16 protein-coding genes are annotated in these 19,106 nt (G+C 73.5%); 2 read left to right on the forward strand and 14 right to left on the reverse strand.

Annotation, left to right across the window (positions count from 1 at the left end):
• Positions 1 to 596: 596 nt before the first annotated feature.
• From ACW14Y_RS00160 to ACW14Y_RS00185, 6 genes are all read right to left on the reverse strand, one after another.
• Complete coding sequence (locus tag ACW14Y_RS00160) at positions 597 to 830, reverse strand: hypothetical protein (RefSeq protein WP_380443024.1); 234 nt, start codon at positions 828 to 830, stop codon at positions 597 to 599.
• A gap of 1,572 nt (positions 831 to 2,402) precedes the next feature.
• On the reverse strand, positions 2,403 to 3,209 hold the full coding sequence (locus ACW14Y_RS00165) for a glutaminase (protein ID WP_456985409.1): 807 nt from the start codon (positions 3,207 to 3,209) through the stop codon (positions 2,403 to 2,405).
• Positions 3,210 to 3,268: 59 nt separating this feature from the next.
• Entirely contained in the window at positions 3,269 to 3,886 is a 618-nt protein-coding gene (locus ACW14Y_RS00170) for a dihydrofolate reductase family protein (protein ID WP_402725106.1), read from the reverse strand.
• A gap of 75 nt (positions 3,887 to 3,961) precedes the next feature.
• Positions 3,962 to 4,804, reverse strand: coding sequence for a helix-turn-helix domain-containing protein (locus ACW14Y_RS00175; RefSeq protein ID WP_456985410.1), 843 nt, complete (start codon positions 4,802 to 4,804; stop codon positions 3,962 to 3,964).
• Positions 4,805 to 5,059: 255 nt separating this feature from the next.
• Positions 5,060 to 6,205: a TerD family protein gene (locus tag ACW14Y_RS00180; RefSeq protein ID WP_456985411.1), complete on the reverse strand. Its 1,146-nt coding sequence runs from the start codon at positions 6,203 to 6,205 to the stop codon at positions 5,060 to 5,062.
• Positions 6,106 to 7,656: an RING finger family 4 domain-containing protein gene (locus ACW14Y_RS00185; RefSeq protein WP_456985412.1), complete on the reverse strand. Its 1,551-nt coding sequence runs from the start codon at positions 7,654 to 7,656 to the stop codon at positions 6,106 to 6,108. Before ACW14Y_RS00185 ends, ACW14Y_RS00180 begins: the two co-directional genes overlap by 100 nt.
• Positions 7,657 to 8,425: 769 nt before the next feature.
• Here ACW14Y_RS00185 and ACW14Y_RS00190 point away from each other — a divergent pair.
• Positions 8,426 to 9,982: a trypsin-like serine protease gene (locus tag ACW14Y_RS00190; RefSeq protein ID WP_456985413.1), complete on the forward strand. Its 1,557-nt coding sequence runs from the start codon at positions 8,426 to 8,428 to the stop codon at positions 9,980 to 9,982.
• A gap of 614 nt (positions 9,983 to 10,596) precedes the next feature.
• A complete protein-coding gene (locus ACW14Y_RS00195; protein WP_456985414.1) occupies positions 10,597 to 10,878 on the forward strand; it encodes a hypothetical protein in 282 nt (93 codons plus the stop codon).
• A gap of 249 nt (positions 10,879 to 11,127) precedes the next feature.
• Here ACW14Y_RS00195 and ACW14Y_RS00200 read toward each other — a convergent pair whose 3' ends face one another.
• From ACW14Y_RS00200 to ACW14Y_RS00235, 8 genes are all read right to left on the reverse strand, one after another.
• A complete protein-coding gene (locus tag ACW14Y_RS00200) occupies positions 11,128 to 12,036 on the reverse strand; it encodes a TIGR04222 domain-containing membrane protein (RefSeq protein ID WP_456985415.1) in 909 nt (302 codons plus the stop codon).
• Positions 12,037 to 12,136: 100 nt separating this feature from the next.
• Positions 12,137 to 12,523: a VOC family protein gene (locus ACW14Y_RS00205; RefSeq protein ID WP_380299921.1), complete on the reverse strand. Its 387-nt coding sequence runs from the start codon at positions 12,521 to 12,523 to the stop codon at positions 12,137 to 12,139.
• 375 nt (positions 12,524 to 12,898) lie between these two features.
• Entirely contained in the window at positions 12,899 to 13,492 is a 594-nt protein-coding gene (locus tag ACW14Y_RS00210; protein ID WP_456985416.1) for an RICIN domain-containing protein, read from the reverse strand.
• A gap of 53 nt (positions 13,493 to 13,545) precedes the next feature.
• On the reverse strand, positions 13,546 to 14,199 hold the full coding sequence (locus ACW14Y_RS00215; protein ID WP_456985417.1) for a hypothetical protein: 654 nt from the start codon (positions 14,197 to 14,199) through the stop codon (positions 13,546 to 13,548).
• Between the two features lie 394 nt (positions 14,200 to 14,593).
• A complete protein-coding gene (locus ACW14Y_RS00220; RefSeq protein ID WP_456985418.1) occupies positions 14,594 to 16,183 on the reverse strand; it encodes a cellulose binding domain-containing protein in 1,590 nt (529 codons plus the stop codon).
• 162 nt (positions 16,184 to 16,345) lie between these two features.
• Positions 16,346 to 17,305, reverse strand: a complete 960-nt coding sequence (locus ACW14Y_RS00225) for a hypothetical protein (protein WP_456985419.1) — start codon at positions 17,303 to 17,305, stop codon at positions 16,346 to 16,348.
• Between the two features lie 206 nt (positions 17,306 to 17,511).
• Positions 17,512 to 18,447 (reverse strand): sugar kinase, encoded by a 936-nt coding sequence (locus tag ACW14Y_RS00230; protein WP_380395085.1) that lies wholly within the window; start codon positions 18,445 to 18,447, stop codon positions 17,512 to 17,514.
• On the reverse strand, positions 18,444 to 19,094 hold the full coding sequence (locus ACW14Y_RS00235; RefSeq protein ID WP_380395086.1) for a bifunctional 4-hydroxy-2-oxoglutarate aldolase/2-dehydro-3-deoxy-phosphogluconate aldolase: 651 nt from the start codon (positions 19,092 to 19,094) through the stop codon (positions 18,444 to 18,446). Before ACW14Y_RS00235 ends, ACW14Y_RS00230 begins: the two co-directional genes overlap by 4 nt.
• Between the last annotated feature and the right edge of the window lie 12 nt (positions 19,095 to 19,106).

Below are 19,106 nucleotides of genomic sequence, written 5' to 3' on the forward strand. Positions count from 1 at the left end.
CGCATGACCCGGGGGGTGGTGCCACCGGGCCGGAGGCACCGGTGGACCGCTGATAGGGGCAGGACCACCAGCTCGTTGGGAGGCTCTTCGTCACGTGGATGCCGGCGACCGGTGCCACGCCAACGAGGCCGGGACAGCACGACCTCGTAAAGGATCAGCGTGATCGACACCCGTGACACCGGAACAACCGGACCCCGTACGGGGGGCGCACACCGGTGACACCGGAACAACCGGACCCCGTACGGGGGGCGGACACCGGTGACACCGGAACAACCGGACCCCGTTCCGGGCAAAGGCCCACGGGCCCCACCCCCCGCACCACCGAACCCCCCGGCCCGTCAGACCTCCCCACCTTCCCACCCGTTGGACCGCCGGCCCCGCACAGGAAGATCTTCGGCACGCCCCGGGCCGGGCAAGCCGCTTCCCGCCCCGCCGACCGCAAGATCTCCCGCTCCCCGGACACAGGGACCGCACCGGCCGCACCAGACCCCCGCCTCGCCAGACACCGGGCCGACGTCCCGTTCGCGATGCTCCGCGACAGGACCTTCTACAAGCCCGAACCCGCTGCGGCCAGGCGAGGAGTCCAGAGTGCTCGATCAATCCTCCGGCCGAAGCCGCTGACGAGCGGCCTCAAGCCGCTGGTCATAGTCAGGCGCGAACAGCTCAGGAAGCGACTTGTCGAGTGTTCCAGCGATCCGATGGATCGGAGCCCAGACCGCCGGATCGTCGACAACGCGGCTGAGGTCCGTCATCTGGAGCTTCTCCAGCCAGTACGACAGCACCAGTGCCTCGTCACTCGTGAGCTGGATCATGACCTGGCTATCACTCATGCACACCCCTACGACTCGGCCCGCCCCTGCCCGCACGAACCTACTGGCCTCGGACCTTGACCACACACATAGGGGCACCCGCAACACCGACACCCCACCCCCCGCCACCACAACACGCCAAACACCCCGACCGCGGCCGTCACCGCGCCGACCCGGCCAGCCGGGCCGACGAGCGGACCGACGAGCCGGGCGAGCGAGCCGGGCGAGCGACCTGCCAGGCGACCTGCCAGGCGGCCGGGCGGACGAGCGGGCCAGCGGGGCCGGGCGAACGGCGAGCAGGCGGGCGGGCCGGGCGAGCAGGCCGGGCGACTGGAGGCGACGTCCGGTCACAGCCGCACACCGACAACCCGGACCGCGTCCGGGGAGGCCGGTGAGGCGATCCATGCCGCAGGACTCATCCTCGTCCCCAGCGGAGGCCGGGACCCGATCACAGACCTTCTGATCCGGATCAACGGAGAGACGGATCCCTTCCGGCACTGACCGCCCGTCACGCTCACGGCCGCCACAACCACCGGGGCGAGCCGTAGTGCAGAGAAGGCCGAGGCGGGGCGCGCCGGTTCCCACGGTTCGGACGTACGACCCGTCCGCCGCAGTCGGACGGCAGAGGCCGTCAGGACCCGCGCGGTCGTGGGAGCCCGTCCGCACGAGGACCACCGTCCGGTCGACGCCCAGCAGGCCCTGGGCCGCAACATCCTGCCGCCCGCGCTCTGCGGGCGAGCGACAGGTCCACCGCCGAGCGGGCGTTCTCCCCGGTCAAGGCCCTGCTGCTGGAGCACCCGCCGGGCTCCACCAGCACGGACGTCCTCAACGATGCCGGCTGGATGCCGATCGTGGCAACTCACCGCGATGCCACGGCTGCGGAGCCCGGCCACCGCGGGCGGCCGGGCCCCGGGACAGCGCGCACCGGTCCGAGTACGAGAACGCCCCCGCACGCCGAACCCGGCCGCACCGCCAGCGACCGTGACCCGCCAGCGACCGTGACCCACCTGCGCGCCACAGGCCGCCGCCCCGCAGGGCCGCGACCCGCAGCACCGACAGCCCGACCGGGCACGGCGCGGACCCGCGCCACGAGCCCCCCTGATTGCCTACCCGTCGGAGGACAGTGCAGGCGAACGCGGGCAGGGGGATAGGGAACGGCACCGCGGACGGTGAGCCCGGGACCGTCGTCGCGGGCCGCCGTGCCGACGCCCGGGGCCAGAGCCCCGTCGCAGCCGGCGTTCGTCACAGCCACGGACCGGCCCCGCTGACTCAACGAACCGTCCCAGAACTCCGAAACGGACGCGGAGGCGGAGGCGGAGGCCGAGGCGGAGGCCGAGGCGGAGACGGAGACGGAGACGGACGACGCGGCGCCGCCCGCCCTCCCCCGCCCTCGCCCTCCCTGCGGCCACGCCGCACGGCGCCGCACGGCGGCGCACGGCGGCGCACGGATCCCGGGTGAGCCGCCGGACACCCCCCTCGACGACAGCACGGCCAGGACCGTGACCGTCGAGGAGACCCGACCGGGAGCCCGTCGTCCCGCAGGTCACGGAACCCCGCCGCCGCCCGGCATCGACCGGACCCCGCCGCCGCACGTCACGGCCCGCAACCGGCCCCGGCAGACGGCCCGCTCCCGCCCTCCGCAACGGGCGGGCCGACGGGCAGCTCGCCTACCAGGAGCTGATCCTCGCACCAGGCCACCGCGTCGTCCCGGTAGGCGAAAGCCCGCCAGCCGGAGTACCCGCCGACGCCTACCAGGAACGGCTCCTGGGCAGCGACGACGATCCGGTGACCACGCCGGGCGACGTCCGCCAGACCCGCGGCGAGCATCGCCGCCGAACCCGGCCGGATCCCGGTGACAGCCATCAGGTCCAGCACCAGCCAGCCCGGCGGCTCGGGAACGGCCCCCTCGACAGCCCCCAACAACTGCTCCGTCTCGGTGAACTCCAGCTCGCCCTGGGCACCGACAACGACAATACGCCGACTGCTCGCGTTGAGCAGCGCGCTCTCCTCCGGACTGCGGGCACGCGAGGACCGGGCACCGTGCCCGGCGTCCGTGACAGTCGCCGTCAGGTGCACCGGTGCGTGCATCAGGTGAAGAGCAAGCCGTTCCGACATCGCAGTCAGCGCAGCCACACCCCGCACCGAGTTCCCCGCCGCATCCAACGGCGGACTGTAGACCGCGACACCGAACCGACCCGGACCCACCGCGATCAACCCACCCGACACCCCACTCTTCGCCGGCAAACCAACACTCAACAACCACTCCCCGGCGCCGTCGTACATCCCACAGGTGGCCATCACCGCCAACGTCCGCACCGCCACGCTCCGCTCTACGACCCGCTCGCCGGTGACCGGGTTGCGGCCCCCGGCATGCCCGCCATCCCGACCGAGCCGGCTCAACCCGGAGCACCCCACCGGTACCGGAGAAATGCCCGGTCCCGGACCTTCCGGAACAACCTTCAGCGACGCACCCTGAACCTCAGGTGCAGCACCCGGTTGCCCTGGACGACCACGTGGGGATCCTCCAGCAGCTGCTGCCCGTCGAAGCTACCGAAGAAGCGCCTGCCAGAGCCGAACACCACCGGCACCACGTCCATCGCCACTTCGTCCACGAGGCCGGCGGCGAGGATCTGGCCGCCTGCTTCACCGGCGCTCACGGCGACGACCCGGTCGCCGGCGAGCTCCTGGGCCTTCGCGATCGCGGCCTTCACGCCGTCGACGAAGTAGTACGGCGCCTCGGGGTGCCAGCCCTCGGGCTTGGGCCGGTGGGACACCACGACCACGTGGTCGCCCGCGGGCGGCCGGCCCTCCCAGCCGTTCACGAGGTCGAACTGGCGGCGGCCCATCACGATCACACCGATCGAGTCCCACACCGGCTGGACGTACGCCGCCGAAACACGTGAGAGCTTGAAGCCGCCTCCCCCCTCGGAGTGGTCGTACGCCCCGTCCCCGGCGCCGGTTTCCGTGAGCCGGGTGTCCCCGCTGAAGTACCAGTCGTGGAGCGGCCCGACCCCGTCGTTCCTGTCGGCGATGAAGCCGTCCACCGACACCACGTTGTGCATGATCACTGTGCCCATGAGGGTCTCCCCGGAACGTCAGGAACGGTCACCCCCGATTCTGCGGGCCTCCGGAAGGGCTGCGCTTGTAGAAAATCAAAGTGCAGGCATCGGACCCTCGTCCGGCGGGAACTCCCGCTCGGGAGGGATCCGGCGTCTCAGCGCCAGGTACTCCGTCGGGGTGTGGCCGGTGAAGTCCTTGAACTCCTTGCCGAAGTGGGACTGGTCGAAGTAGCCCGCGAGGAGAGCGAGCTCCGACCAGTCGACCGGGCCCGTGGCGTCCACGGACCTGATCAGCTGTGCGAAGCGGTACATCCGGGCCACCTTCTTCGGGGTGACCCCGACGTTCGCCTTGAACTGCGTGGCCAGGGTGGTGCTGCTGACTCCGGCGGCGTCGCTCAGCGCACCGACGGGGACCGTGCCGTGGGAGGTCTCCAACCGTCCGCCGGTGTGCTGGACCAGGTCGAGCCCGCGCGACGGTGCCTCGATCAGGCGCGAGCGCAATTCCTCCTCCAGGATCCGCAGCGCCTCGGCGGTGGAGGTGGCCTCGCCGACCCGGTTGCGGATCCGATCCACGGACCCTTGCCACACGGCGTCGACGGGCACCCATCGGTCCCGCAGCTCGGTCGCCGGCACGTCGACGAACGCCGCCATCCCCCAAGGCTTGAAGTGCACCCCGACAAGCCTTACCCGTGTGGGGTACTCATAGAGGAAACGCCTGGTCCACACACCCACGAACCACCCGTCCGACACCACTTCCGAGGGCACCGAGGGGTCGGAGTCCCACAGGCGGGCTGGTTCGCCCAGGTTGACGACCAGGTGCGACGACGGCATCGGCGGGACGACCATACGGCGGTGACCCGGCACCCCGGTCAGGCAGTAGATGTCGTCGATGAACCCGTCGAGCGGCGGGGCGGGCACCCGACCGACGTACTCCATGGACCCAGTATCGCCGACGAGCGTTCGGCCCGCCCCAGGCGATTCGCATGCGACGTTCGCCCGGGTCGCGGAGTTCGCCGGCCTGTACGCGGAGGGTGAGCGGGAGCTGACGCTGTTGCCACCAGCAACCTCGCAGACGCCTCCGGAGCGCCCCGCCGAAGCGGGGCGCCCGAAGCGGGTCGAGATCACGATGTGGGCCCACGAAACGCGCCGTGTCCTCCCCGGAGCCCCGACCGGCTGCCGGGCGACGTCCCACTACTGCGGGGCGAGCGCGGCCACCAGCTCGGTGGCCGCCAGCAGCCGGACCGCACCCGCGTCCAGGGCCGCCGGGTGCAGCGCGTACACCTGGGCTCCGGCGGGGAGGGCGAGGTCACCGCGCAGCAGGAACGCCAGCTGCGCACCCGTCAGGTCCACGGCGCCGACCGCCCGGTCGGTGTCCGGGGTGCCGATCCGGGCCGCGAACGCGGGGACGTCCTCGCCCGCGCGGCGCCGGTAGCCGCTGACGGTGCCGTCGAGGTGGCGTACCGCCACGGCACGGGCGCGGGCGGCGGCGTGCCAGAGGGCGACCTCGCCCAGGCCCACGCGGGCGCCGGTGGCGAAGTGGCCGGTCAGGTGCCGGCCGAGCGCGGCCAGGGCGTCGGTGTGGCGGTGGACGGCGTGGTGGGTGCCGCTCACGCCCTGGACGACGTCGAGCCAGCGCATGGTCCGGCCGGCGACGTCCAGGACCATGGGGATGCTGGCCCTGGCCGGGCTGGTCAGGTCGAAGCGCTGCTCGACCTGGCGCGGATCGAAGACCGGGCCGGTGGTGCCGTGCTCGTCGCGGACCATGACCCCGGCGAACGCCTCCGCGAGCCGGTCGAAGGGCACGTTGTTGTAGCTGAGGACGACGGCGACGACGTAGCGCACCCCGGCGGCGGCCAGCAGGTCCAGGTCGAGGTCGGCGAACTCGCTCGAGCCGTTCGGGGCCGGGGCGCTGGTCAGGTCGCCGGAGTGGACCGCCGCTTCGTCGGCGAAGCGCAGGTGGGTGAAGTCGCAGGTGCCGATGTGGTTCCAGTCGGCGTCGAACATCGCCGCGGCCAGGTCCAGGTCGGTCCGGCCGGAGGTGTCCGACTCCGTCCAGTGGAGGAACAGGCGCAGCGTGCGGCCGTCGGGCAGGGTCAGCTCGCTGCCGCGCGGGAGGGTGACCAGCGCCCGGGAGGCGGTGCGCTCGGCGAACGGCGCGGTGATGCCGTGCAGTTCGGCGTCGACGACGGCCAGGTCCACCGGCGGGAGCTCGGCGGCGCGGCGCAGCGCCTCGCCGGTCAGGACGGCGGTGGCCCGCTCGACGACGTCCGCGTCCAGGGCGGGGCGGGTGTCGTCGGCCAGGTACGCCTTCGCGGCCGGTCCCTTGGGGAAGAACACCCGGGCCTGGTGCGTGGTGGTGCGGGTGCGCAGGGCGCCGAGCGCGGACAGCAGCACCGCCGAGGCGACGCGCGGCGCCGCCAGGGCGAGGGCGTCCAGGACCTGGGCGGCGCCGGTGGGGCCGGCCAGGCGCAGCAGGTGGTCGGTGCGGCGGACCAGCTCGCCGGGACGGGCCGCGAGCAGCGCGAGCGCGCGCGGCAGATCGGCGTCGCGAGCGCCGTCTCGACCGGCCAGGGCGTGACCCGGACCGTGGTCCCGGTCGCGTCCACGCCGGGTATTCCGGCGGCCGCCTCGCGCAGCAGCCGGGTGAGGCGGTCGCCGGTGAGCCGGAAGGAGCGCAGTGCGGCGAAGAGGAGAGCTGCGCGCGGGTAGGCGCGGGCGTGCTCGAACGTGTGCAGGAGCTCGCCGGTGTGCTTGGCGAGGTCCTCGTGGCGGCGCAGCTCGGCCGCTGCCTGGGCGATGTCGAGCGTGTCCAGGGCGGCGAGCAGTGCGCGGCGCAGCGGCCGCGGCACGGGTGCCAGGCGCGGGATCGTGAGCAGGCCCGCGTCGCCGCCGGAGTGCACGGCCAGCAGGCGCAGCACGTCGGTGGCGGTGGTCAGGCGGGCCTGGACGGCCGCCAGCACCGCCGGGCCTGCGGCCTTGTCGCGCAGCAGCCAGGCCAGCACGTGGGCCTTGGTCTCGCGGGCAGGGATCCGGTCCGGCAGCCATGCGAGTGAGGTGCGCGAGGCGGCCGCGTCCAGGAGGGTGTGCAGGTCGTCGGTGTCGCTGGGGCTGAGCGCGCCGGTGCGCGCGAGCAGGCCCGCCAGCTCGGCGCCGGCGTGGTCGGCCAGGTCGGCCGGGGTGCCGCCGTGGGCCAGGACGCGCAGCCGCTGCGGCAGCGCGCGGCGGGCACCCGCCGGCGGCCGGTGCGCTGCGGGGAGCAGGAACGGGTCGCAGGCATCGATGCGGCGGTGGCAGACCGGACAGGCGGAGAGCTCGGTGCCGTCGAAGCAGGAGCGGCACACCAGGTGCGCGCACGGGGCCACCGGGTGGACGCTGCGCTGCTCGCCGCACAGCACGCACGGCTGGTCCGGCTCCTGCAGCAGCACCGTCAGGACGCGGTCGACCCACAACGCCAGTGTGTCGGCGGGGGTGGTCGCCGGGAAGCCGCGGAACAGCGGCGTGTGGTCGCGGTCCGCGCCCAGGAGGCCGTCGACGTCCGCGAGGACGGCCCGGCCCGCCGCCGCCAGGGCCTGCTCGCTGCGGCCGGCCAGCGCGTGGCGCAGCGGCGCGGACAGCAGGTAGCCGCGCTCCAGCAGGTCGCCCTCCAGCAGGGTCACCCCCGCCAGCGTCCCCTCGGTCGCCTCGGCGCTCGCCTCGGTCAGGTAGAGGGCGCCGCGGCGTGCCAGCATCACCGCCGCCGGCGAGCGGACGGGACGGACGGTGACGGTGGTGGTCTTCAGGGTCGTCATCGAGGGGTCCTCCAAGGGGCGTGGAACGGCGAGGGAGCCCAACGGGTTCGGGCCCACGATGCGCGGCCGAGCCCCCGGTCGGGGGCCCGCGCCGCCGCGCGGGAAGACGGGACGGGTGCCGGGTCGGGCGTGGCGTGTCCGTCGCCGTGCAGGTCCGGATACATCCCGGGCATGCGAAAGCGGGGCGGGAAGTGAGCGCGCTTTGAGTTCTTTGCAAGAAGAGTTGAGAAGGAAGCACGCTGCGGAGCCGCCCCGCAGGCACAGACACTAGCGCCCTGACCGGTCCGGCACACCCGGATTTCCCGGGCACCGGTTCGGGGCGGGTTCGGGGCGGGTTCGGCAGCCTTCGCAGTGCCGGTCCCCGACCGGCGAGGCGGCCACCGCATCCTCGGGCGAGCGCGGGAACCCGGCGTGGGTCTCGGCCCCGTCGCCGTCCGGAGTGCCCACGACGGAGGCGGTCGCGGGGAGCACGCGAGGGCCGACGGACGGTGGACGGCGGCCTACGCCCCGTCGTCGGAAGCGGAGGGGCCCGCCGAGCCGGGGGCAGCCCCTCCACCGGCGAGATCTTCATCGGGCTTCCGGGCCGGCCCTCGCTGAAACACGTTCGAGCGGTTGCCGTGGTGCGCCTGAAGCACGGGTGAAGTCCGGCCGATACCACCTGCGTTCAAGATCGTGGCCATGCGGAACGGCCCGGTGCCGTTCCTCCGTACATGCCCGCCCGGCCTCATGGCCGGCGGCGGACGAACGGGAGTCACACATGCGCACGTGGATGAGCCGAAGGACGGCCGCCGTCCTGGCGACGGGGGCCGTGGCGATCACGAGCCTGGTCACCGCCTTACCGGCGCAGGCCATTGTCGGGGGTACCGAGTCCACCCAGCCGTACTCGTTCATGGCCTCGCTCCAGTACGACCCTCCCCGCACGGACGGACACCGGTGCGGGGCCGTGCTCATCGCTCCGCAGTGGGTGGTGACCGCAGGACACTGCGCCAACACCCCGACGGGCCAGAAGGCGGGTGTCCCCCGCGACTGGAAGGTCCGCGTCGGATCGCTGGACGTCACCGACGGCGGCGAAGTCGCCGAGGTCGACAGGTTCTACCGGCGTACGGCCAAGTACGACCCCCCGGGCGAGGACATCGCGTTGCTGCACCTGCGCAACCCGGTGCGGGCAAAGCCCGTGCGGCTGGCCGACACCACGCCCGCCGCGGGGACGCCCGCCCGCATCCTCGGCTGGGGCCCGTCCTCGGCCGACTGCGAAGACTTCGGCGACCCCACGTGCTTCTCCAGCCGACTGCGCGAGGCCGACACCGAGGTCGTGCCGCTCGGGGTGTGCTGGGACAACGTCGACGCCATTGCGCCCTTGTGCATCGGCCGCCTCGATCCTCCGGTCGGCCCGGGGACGACGGACTCCGGGGGGCCCGCCCTGGTGCGTGCGGGTGACGAGTGGGTGCTGGCGGGAACGGTCGTCGGTGCCGGCAACAAGGACGCCAGCTTCCCCGGCCTGTACACCGATGTCGCGAAGAACTCCGCCTGGATCAACGGCATCGTGACCGGAACCGATGTACCGCCGTTCGACCCTGTCCCGAACGTGGAGGGCGCGGCCAAGGTGGGCAACTGCCTGGGGTCCGTGGTGCGTCCCCCCACCGCGCGCCCCAAGGACCCCGCGTTGGTGCTGACCAACGGCCACTGTGTGCCGAGCGGTCGGCCCGCGCCCGGGACGGCGTTGGTGGACCGCCCCGCCGATCTGAAGAACCCGGTCACCATCAACGACTCCGCCGGCTACACCCGGACCACCGCCCGCGCGACCCGTCTGGTGTACGCGACGATGTCGGGCACCGACATCGCGCTGTACCGGCTGGACAAGACCTACGCACAGTTGGCCGAGGAGGGCGCGAAGGTCTTCCGCCTGTCCACCACCCCGATGCGCAGGGGTGACCGGCTGTCCATGGCCTACAGCTTCAACCGTCCGGCGTGCACGGTGGAGGCCGTGGTGCCGCACCTGCGGGAGGGCGGCTACCAACAGGACCACGCGGTGCGGTACGCCACCAGCGACAACTGCGTCAGCAGGCCGGGCCACTCCGGCAGTGCACTGCTGGCACCCGACGGGGAGACCGTCGTGGGCATCAACAACACCCACAACCGCGACGGCGAGCAGTGCACCGACAACAACCCCTGCGAGGTGGGCCGGGACGGATCCGTGACCGCGGTGCAGGGCCGCAGCTACGGCCAGCAGGTCCATCGGATCGCCGCCTGCCTCACCGCGGGCTCGCGACTGGATCTGAACCGCCCGGGCTGTGCGCTGCCCGGTGCCGCAGCAGGGCCTCGCTGACGCTTGCCGCGAGGGTCCGGTCGGGGCAGTTCGGTGTGTGGTCCGGCCTGCCGGTTCCGTCCGATGTCGGGCTGGGTTGTTGTCCATGTGGGCGACGGCCCCCACCGCACGGATGCTGTTGGCGAATTCCGCCCCGCTGGCGCTCGTCCAGCGGGGCGGGGCGCCAGCGGGGCGGGGCACAGCTCCTGGCGAGTGGTCCGCCCGTCGAGCCGGGCATCGATGCGGGCGAGGTGGACGACGGCCCCGGTGCCGCGGTGTCGCAGGCCGGTCCCGGAGAGACCGCAGTAGCGGGACCCGCGTAGGCCGAACGGCGGGAATCCCTCGAGGACGGTGCCTTCGACTGCTCCTGCGTCACCCGGTACGGCGCTGTGGGCACGGAGTTCGGAGAGCCCCTGCCAGGTAGAGCTGGACCTGCTGCCCGACCGGTCTGCCGTCTCCCCACAGGAAAATCTTCGGCACGCCCGGGGGGCCTGCCAGCCATTCTCCGCCCCTTTCGCCGCAAGATCTCCTGTTCGCCGGGCACAGGGGTCGCGTCGGCCTTGGCGGCCAGCCGCTCCCCCGCTGCCCCGCTCGCCGCGACCACTCTGACAGCCGGCCAGACCGGCACACTGAGTGTGACGTTCGCCAACCGCCAGGACCAGCCGGTGACCTTCTGCTACGCGACGGTCAACACCGGCGACGTGAAGGCCTCGTGGCTCGCGGTCCGGCACGAGTTCGTGGGCTGCGCGGGCGGCGCCAGCTGGTGCAGCGCCGTACCCGACAGCGCAAGCTGCAACCTGACGTACCCGCAGGTTGCGATCCTGCCGGGCGAGAGCCGTACCGTGGCCTTCGGCTACCGCTTCACCGCGGAGTCCGACTGCACCACCGGCGCCCGGTTCGGCTCCTGGGTGCAGTAGTACTTCTCCTACGAGTACGGCGCGAGCACCTACCGGTCCGCCCAGAGCCTGACCCCGCCCACCGTCGTCACCCTGGTCTGCCCGGCTGTGGCGTAACGCCTCCTCAGCAAGCGGCCTCCCGGCGAAAGCGCGCTCCCGCGACCTCCGACCACCTTCCAGGACTACCTCGACCAGCAGGGCGTCCGCGCCTACGTTCCTGGCGAGCCGTCGCCTGACGCAGCAGCGACCAGGATCCCCGACAGAGTCACGTCAGAGCCCGCCGCCGCAGCCCCCACAGCCCCCGCAGCCGGACCCGCAGCCGGATCCGCCGCCGCACGCCCCACCCAGGCCCACGCCGCCGCTGCCGGAGAGTTCGGTGGTGGAGCCGGAGGAGGAAGCGGCGCGCCGGGCGTCCCGGGCCTTGGCCAGGGCCGCCTGCTCGGCCCGGGAGGCGGCCAGCGCGACGGCGATCGGGTGGGTCACCGGCAGGGCGCCCAGGCCGTCGAGGGCGACGGCGAGCGTGTGGTCCTCGCGCCGGGCGCCCGCGCGGGCCCGGTCGACGGTCTGCACGCCGAGGGCGGTGGTGGTGCGGCGCTCCGGGACGCGGCTGCGGGCGATGACGAGTACCGCGCACCCGAGGGCGAGGGCGAGCGACAGCAGCGGGACGGTGCGGGCCCCGCCGTGCTGGACCGTCCGTCCGGCGCAGTACCAGACCACCGCGACCGCGAGGACGGCGGTGGTGCGGGCGACGGCGGCGGCGCGGACGGCGGCGGCGCGCAGCGCGGGGTCCTGCAGCAGGCCCTGGGCGCGCAGGCGCTTCTCCAGGTCGCGCTGGACCTGCTGGTGGCGGAAGTCCGCGACCACGAGCGAGAGGTCGCGGGTGCGGGCGGGCCCGACGGTGCGGACGGCGCACTGGTCGAGCGGGACGGGGGTGTCGGGGCGGGTCACGGTGAGCTGGCCGGTGCGGGTGAGCACGACGTGGCCTCGCTGGTGCAGGCCGAACACCGCGAGGTCGCCGAGGTGCCCGGTGAGACAGGCCAGCGCCTGGGCGTCCACCCGGGCGGGGCGGTGCGCCGTGCGCTCGGCGTGGCGCAGCGCGGTCAGAGCGAGGTGCAGCCGGACGGCCGTGACGGCGACGGCCGCCGCCGCGAGCAGCAGTGGAACCAGGTACCCCCGCATGACGCCCCCTTGCCCCCGAACTCCCGCCCAGTGTGGGGCGGTTCCGGCCGGGGTACAAGGGGGTGCGGGGGTGGGCGCGGGGGTGCGGGGGCGCGTGGGGTCAGCGGGGCTGGATCAGGTCCCAGCGGTTGCCGTAGAGGTCCTGGAAGACCGCGACCGAGCCGTACGCCTCGTGGCGGGGCTCCTCCAGGAAGACGACGCCCGCGGCGGCCATCCGGCGGTGGTCGGCGGCGAAGTCCTCGGTGTGGAGGAAGAGCCCTACCCGGCCGCCGGTCTGGTCGCCGATCCGGGCGAGCTGTTCGGGCTTGGTGGGCCGGGCCAGCAGCAGCCCGGTCTCGGTCGCCCCGCGGGGCGCCACGACCACCCAGCGGGCGCCGTCGCCGCGCGGGGTGTCCTCGCGCAGCTCGAAGCCGAGGGCGCCGACGTAGAACGCGATCGCCTCGTCGTAGTCGCGGACGAGCAGGGTGGTCAGACCGATGTGTGCCATCCTGCGATCGTGCCACAGGGACCCCGGCAGCCCGAGAAACTGTCGCAGCGGATCCGGCAGGCCGTGGACGCCGGCCGGTAGGGCCGCCCCGGGTCCGGGTGTTGCCGATGATGAACCCCCGCCCCCTGGTCGTGCTTCCCGGCGGCAGCGGCCGAAGCGAAGTGCCACCGTCGTCGCTGCCGCTCCTCGGTGCGGCCGGGCCCGCAGCGCGGGCGAGCAGGGCCGGGAAGGGCTCCGGCACCGCCGACGACAGTCTCGTCCGCGCCGCCGACCTCCTCCTCATTCTCCTCACCCCGCTCCCTGACCCGGCCGACCCGGCGGCCCCGTCACGGCGACCCTGTGACGGGGCCCGGCAGCCGGTGCGACGCGGTCCGGTCAGGGGGCGTAGCTCAGGTAGAAGAGGTCGGGCTGCTGCTCCTGGACCATCTGGAGGATGTCGTCGGTGTGGTTGGAGGACGAGATCCACAGACCGGAGTGCTGGGCCTGGAGTGCGAACCGGTTGGTGCCCGGCACCTTCGCCATCCAGAACTGCTGGTTCAGGGGCACGTTCTCGTCCACACAGCCCAGAGTGATGATCATCGCCTGGGGCTGCAGGCTCCACCGGTCGACGGCCATGCACCAGTGGCGCCAGGCGTCCTTGAGGTACACGATCTCGCGGCCGTCGGACGCCGTCCTGCGGCAGACGTTCCACTTCTGGTTGGACTCGTTGGTCCAGTAGTACTGGAGGATCGAGCCGTAGTTCCCGGAGGAGAGTGCAACGGTCAGCGGGCGGCTGTTGCCCGAGGTGTTGATGGTGTAGGTCCCCGGGTCGCAGGTGTAGTTGCTCGCGGGATCGGCGGCCAGGGACTCGGCGGACGCGGGCGCCGCCAGGGCGACGGGGGCGGCCGTGAACAGCAGGGCAACGGCGCCGAGGAGCGTGCCGAGGAGGGTCAGCGGACTGCGGGTGCGTCGTTCGTGCGGACGGGGCATCGTGGACTCGCTTCCGCGGAGGAGGGTCGGGGCGGGGGCGGTGGTTGCGGGCATCAGCAGAAGAGGCGTGCCCGCGCGGTCGCGCGCAGCGAGCCGGCGGGCTCCGGGGAGGCGCAGGAGACGGTGCCCACCTCCGGGATGTCGAATGTGGTGAAGGCGCCCGGCCCGTTCGGCGTGGTGTTGATCCAGTAGCCGGTGCTGCCCGAACGGGCGCAGACGTAGCGGACGTACTGGCCGGTGACCTTGCGGGTACCGCGGAAGACCCCGTAGTAGCCGGGGCTGTTGAAGTTCACCGTGCTGGTGACGGTGCTGCTGTGGGTGGTGGACTTGGTGTCGGACACGGAGAAACCGACCTTGACGGTCACCTTGGCGAAGAGTGCCTTGAAGTCGGCAGTCACCTCGGCGCTGGCGTTGACCGTGGTGGTGACCGAGTCGGTCTCGGTGAGCGTGCTGGTGCGGGTGCCCGTGGTGCCGGGGGTGATGGCGACGGCCAGGAAGTCGGTCACGACCGGCTCGACCTTGGTGGAGACAAGGCCGTACCAGAAGAGGTCCGTGGAGGAGTACGGGTCGCAGGTGGTGGTGGATGGAGCGGGGAGCGGGTCGGCGTGGGCGGGGGCGGCGCCGAGGCCGAGGCCGGCCGTCACGACGAGCGCGGCGACTCCCGAGGCGGCGGCGGTCCGCGTGGTGCGCGTGGTGCGCGAACTCATGGGGGTGCTCCTCCGGTGGATGGAGTGAGTAGCAAGGTTTCATGCACATGACCAATGCCGTGCGCGGAGAATTCTCTCGTTCACGGCCGGCGCCCTCTATCCCAGGAATCTGGGGGGGCTTGAGCACCCTGGCGGAGGGCGGGAATCAGCGCGCGGAGGTAGTGCGCCGTGCGCGCGTGCGACCCCTGCCGCGCCCGAGGCGCCCGTGCATGGAAGCCCCCGCCGAGTGACCCCGTCGCCGCGCTCTTGGAGGGTGCGGTGAGCTGTTGGACGCGGGCTTTGAGGGTGGTGTTCGCTGTGGTGCGCGCCACGGGCCGCCGCCCCGGAGGGCGGCGACCCGCGGCACCGACGGCCCGGCCGGGTTCGGCGCCGGGCCCTCCTGGTTGCCTACCGGTCAGAGGACGGTGCAGGTGAGCGTGGGCAGGGGGTAGGGGACGGCGCCGCGGGCGGTGAGTCCGGGGCCGTTGTCGCGGGCCGCTGTGCTGACGCCCGGGGCGAGGGCGCCGTTGTAGTCGGCGTTGGTGACGGTGACGGACCGGCCCTGCTGGCTCAGCGGGCCGTTCCAGAACTCGGAGACGGTGACGGGGCCCGGCCAGGTCCAGCGCAGTTGCCACCGCTGGATCGCGGCGGGGCCGGTGTTGGCGACCTCGACCTTGGCGTTGAAGCCGTCGCCCCAGGACCCGGTGAGGGACATCCGGGCGGTGCAGCCGGTCGGGCCACCGGGCGTCGTGGGAGCGGAGCCGGTGGTGGCCTCGACGGCGGCCGACGGGGCGGAGGCGTTGCCTGCGGCGTCGTGCGCGGTCACCTGGTAGCGGTGGCGGCTGCCCGGGGTGAGCCCGGTGTCGGTGAAGGAGGTGCCGGTGGGCGAGCCCACCCGGGTTCCGTCGCGCAGCACGTCGTAGCCGGTGACCCCGACGTTGTCGGTGGACGGCTGCCATTTCAGGGCCACCGAGCCGGTGTCGGCCGAGGCCACCGCGAGGCCGGCCGGCACGGTGGGCGCGGTCCGGTCGGCGGGCGGGGTGCTCCCGCCCGAGACGGTGTAGGGGGCGGGGGCGTAGTACGTGGTGCAGGGGTCGCAACCCGCCGGCCGGTCGAAACTGTACTCGCGCCCGCCCTGGAGCAGTTGGTCGTCGGCGTCGATCACGCGGATCCGGTAGCCGCGGTGGTCGGCGGTGGCCGGGCGGATCTCGTACCGCTGGCCGTTGTCGGAGGTCATCTGTGCGGGGTGCCAGCCGCCGTCCGCGAAGTACTGGACGCCGTGGATGCCGTTGGGCAGATTGGTGATGATCACCGGCCCGTACGACTCCTTGGCGTCCAGGGCGAAGCCGATGGAGATGTCGCCGCGGTAGTCCGGCGCCGGGACGAACGACCAGCTGAGCTTGCGGTTGTTCCAGCGGTTGGCGGACTCCAGGTCGGGCAGGCGGTTCCCGTTGAGCGTGAACTGCGACAGCGTCGGCTTGGAGAGGTCGAGGTGGTCGCGGCTGGAGCGGCACCACTCGTTGCGGTCGCCACAGCTGTCGGTCACCACGGCGTCGACGGTGGCGCCGTTGTACGCGTCGGCGGCCCAGGTGCCTCGGGCGCAGATGCCGTCGCCGGCCTGGCCGGGGTTGTCGCCGTTGCAGTAGTCGCCGAGCGTGATGCGCACCCAGCGGCCGCAGTTGAGGCCGTTGGCGAAAGTGCCGGTGATCGCGGCGCGGTCGGCGGGGACGGGCCTGGGCAGGCCCTCGCCGAAGTATCCCGGGGTGTCCCAGACGTTCAGGGCCACGAACCGGTCGCTCTCGATCTGGGCGGGCGGCACACCGCAGCCGCCGGCCTTCTCGCCGGTCCCGTCGAAACGGGTCCCGACGCCCTGGTGGATCTGGGTGCCGGCCGCGGTGGCCGGGCCTGCCGCGAGGGCGGGCACCAGGGAGAGGGCAAGGAGCAGGACGGTCAGGATCGCGGCGGTTGTCGCCGGTCGTCGCCGTCGGGGCAGGGCAGTCAGCACGAACGTCCTCCGTCTGAGGAAGTGGGACTGGAAGGTGCCTGACACGGGCCGGGGAGGGTGACGCTCCCCTTCGGCCCGACTGAAGACCAGTGTGGCAGATCTCATCCATAATGAGGATTCGTATCCCGCATTGTGGATTGTGGATTTGACCAGTGCAGCCCGTCAGGGCGTGATCACCGCGTCGACGCCGCTGACGGTGGCCCGGAGGTCGGCGCCCCTGGTGCTGTTGACGATCTGGACAGCGATGAGCCGACTGTCCCGGTCGGGCGCCCGGCCCCCCAGCAGGTCACGCAGGCGCGAGGCCAGGTCGGTGAAGTCGACATCGACCCGCGTGTCCACGCCGGGGCTCAGCGGGCGCTCGGTCAGGACCATGACCCGGCAGCCGTCGCCCGCGCAGTGGTTGTCCCAGGTCACCCGGTCGGGTCCGGTCGGGTCGGCCGAGGTGCCGGGGTCGTAGGCGATCACCGAAATGACGTTCTTGCGCCCGTCCGGCTGCAGGTACACCAGGTCGGTGGTGAGGATCGCCCGCCGCTCGGCACAGCGGAAGCCCGAACGCAGCTCGACCCGGACGGTGTAGCCGACCCGCAGATGACCGTCACCCAGACCGTAGGCACTGCCGTCGGGGCGCCGGCGCAGCGAGCTGGACGGGTACTGGTAGGAGAGCGAGGTCTCGCGCAGGAGGCAGTCGCCGGCCTCGGCGCTGTCGTTGTCCAGGGTCAGGGCGAGCCCGCCGGAGGGCGGGCCCGCCACCGCGGTGGTGTAGCCGGGGCGGTGGCCGAAGTCGGCGCCGTTCCAGTTGACCGTGACGAAGTCCCAGGCCGGGCACTGCGGTCCGGCCGCGCCCTGGTAGGGGAAGCCCGGTGGTGCGCAGGTGCTGTCGACCCGGCCCGGGAGGTCGACCGCGCCGCACGCCTCCTTGCTGTGGTGATTGGCGGGGTCGGCCGTGCGGGCGACCCCGTAGAACTCGCGGACGGTGGAGAAGCAGCGGGTACGCGGACCGGGGTCGAAGAGGATCGAGGTCCCGGCGGCGTGCGCCGGGACGGCCGGCATGCCAGTGGCGAGGAGGGCGGCGACGGCGGTCGCCGCTCTCGGGACGGTGCGGCGCGGGCTGCGCGGACGCATGGGAAGGTGCCTCCTGTCGGGTGGAGCTGACGGGTCGAGGGGCTGTCGGGAACGGCGGACGCGGTGCGGCGGGGACGGATCCAGTTCTAGGGCCCGGGCACGGCGGGCCGCGTCGGGGTGGCACCCCGACCCGGCCCCCTAAGTTCCGGGCCGGCACGCCACCGCGGAGCACGCCACGGACGGACCGGCGAAAGCGAAGGCGAAGGTCAGCGCAGCGCGGTGCCGTCGCCGTGGGCGAGCAGCGCGAGGTCGGCGCGGGAGGGCAGGGCCTCCCAGTCGCCGTGCGCGCCGACGCAGAACGCCCCCGCGGCGATGCCGCGGGCGAGGCGGTCGTCCGTCGGCAGGCCGTCGAGGGCGGCGGACAGATAGCCGGCCACGAAGGCGTCGCCGGCGCCGATGCTGTCGGCTACTGTGGTCGGCACCGCGGCCCGGAAGAGGCTCTTCCCGGGGGCGTGCGCCCGGGCTCCGGCGGCCCCGGCGGTGACCACGACCTCGGACGCCCCGGCGGCCAGCAGCGCCGGGACGGCGTTCTCGGCCCCGGTGAGCAGGTCGAGTTCGTCCTCGGAGGCGAAGACGGTGTCGACCCAGGGCAGCAGTTCGCGCAGGACGGCGGCGGCAGCGTCCCTGCTCCAGAGGCGGGCCCGGTAGTTGACGTCGAGACTCACCCGGGCACCGGCGGCCCGGGCGGTGCGGGCGGCGGCCAGGGTCGCCGCCCCGGCCTCGGCGGACAGCGCCGGGGTGATGCCGGTGAGGTGCACGCGGTCCGGAGCGCAGGCGGTGACGGCGGCCTCGGCCTCGGCGGCGGTCAGGGTCGATCCCGCCGATCCGCGGCGGTGGTAGCTGACCCGGGTGATGTCGTGGGCGGCCCGGTCGAAGACGACGAAGCCGGTGGCGGCGTCCGGCGTGGTGCGGGCGTACCGGAGGCCGACGCCTTCGGCCCGCAGGGTCCGCAGCACCAGCTCGCCCGGCTGGTCGGCGCCGACCACGCCCAGCCAGTGCGCCTCGTGGCCGAGCCGGGCGAGGCCGATCGCGACGTTGCTCTCCGACCCGGCGACGGAGAGGTGGGCCGGGCCGCCGAGGCGCAGCGGGGCTGCCGTGCGCAGGGCCGCCATGGTCTCACCGAGGGTCAGGACGCCGCTCACCGGGCCTCCCCGGAAGGGGTGGCGGTGCCGGCGCCGACCGCGTGGAGCAGTGCGCCGGCGCGGTCGGCCAGCTCGGCCAGGCTCCCGCCGCGGCCGGCATCGCCGAGCAGCGGCGAGCCGATGCCGACGGCGAGCGCGCCGGCGGCGAGGTAGGCGGGCGCGGTGCGGGCGTCGATGCCGCCGATGGCGATCAGCGGCGCGTGCGGCAAGGGGGCGAGCAGGTCGCGCAGGTAGACGGGGCCGTGCGTGGCGGCGGGGAAGACCTTGACGGCGGCGGCTCCGGCGTCCAGGGCGGCGAGGACCTCGGTCGGGGTGAGCGCGCCGCAGAGCAGCGGGAGCCCCAGGGCCGTGCTCCGGGCGGCACCCGGGGTCAGGCCCGGGGTGACGGCGAAGGAGGCGCCGGCCGCGGCGGCGAGTTCGGCGTGCTCGGCGGTCAGGACGGTGCCCGCGCCGATCAGGACGTCGGGCGGACTGTCGGCCCTGGCACGGGCGATGGCATCGAGCGCGCCGGGGGTGGTGAGGGAGATCTCCAGGGCGCCGATCCCGGCCTCGGCGAGCGCGTGGACACAGGCGACGGCGAGGTGGGGACTGTCCGCCCGGACGACGGCCAGGACCTTGCGGTCGGTGAGTTCCTTCAGCAGATTCACGGGTTCCTCCAG

The sequence above is a fragment of the Kitasatospora sp. cg17-2 genome (assembly GCF_054031055.1).

What these genes read in the sequence shown, in the direction of transcription:
- ACW14Y_RS00185 (WP_456985412.1), bottom strand. Translation starts at nt 7,656, where the DNA reads ATGACGACCCTGAAGACCACCACCGTCACCGTCCGTCCCGTCCGCTCG.
- ACW14Y_RS00205 (WP_380299921.1), bottom strand. Translation starts at nt 12,523, where the DNA reads ATGGCACACATCGGTCTGACCACCCTGCTCGTCCGCGACTACGACGAG.
- ACW14Y_RS00160 (WP_380443024.1), bottom strand. Translation starts at nt 830, where the DNA reads ATGAGTGATAGCCAGGTCATGATCCAGCTCACGAGTGACGAGGCACTG.
- ACW14Y_RS00175 (WP_456985410.1), bottom strand. Translation starts at nt 4,804, where the DNA reads ATGGAGTACGTCGGTCGGGTGCCCGCCCCGCCGCTCGACGGGTTCATC.
- ACW14Y_RS00210 (WP_456985416.1), bottom strand. Translation starts at nt 13,492, where the DNA reads ATGCCCCGTCCGCACGAACGACGCACCCGCAGTCCGCTGACCCTCCTC.
- ACW14Y_RS00200 (WP_456985415.1), bottom strand. Translation starts at nt 12,036, where the DNA reads ATGCGGGGGTACCTGGTTCCACTGCTGCTCGCGGCGGCGGCCGTCGCC.
- ACW14Y_RS00215 (WP_456985417.1), bottom strand. Translation starts at nt 14,199, where the DNA reads ATGAGTTCGCGCACCACGCGCACCACGCGGACCGCCGCCGCCTCGGGA.
- ACW14Y_RS00225 (WP_456985419.1), bottom strand. Translation starts at nt 17,305, where the DNA reads ATGCGTCCGCGCAGCCCGCGCCGCACCGTCCCGAGAGCGGCGACCGCC.
- ACW14Y_RS00170 (WP_402725106.1), bottom strand. Translation starts at nt 3,886, where the DNA reads ATGGGCACAGTGATCATGCACAACGTGGTGTCGGTGGACGGCTTCATC.
- ACW14Y_RS00190 (WP_456985413.1), top strand. Translation starts at nt 8,426, where the DNA reads ATGAGCCGAAGGACGGCCGCCGTCCTGGCGACGGGGGCCGTGGCGATC.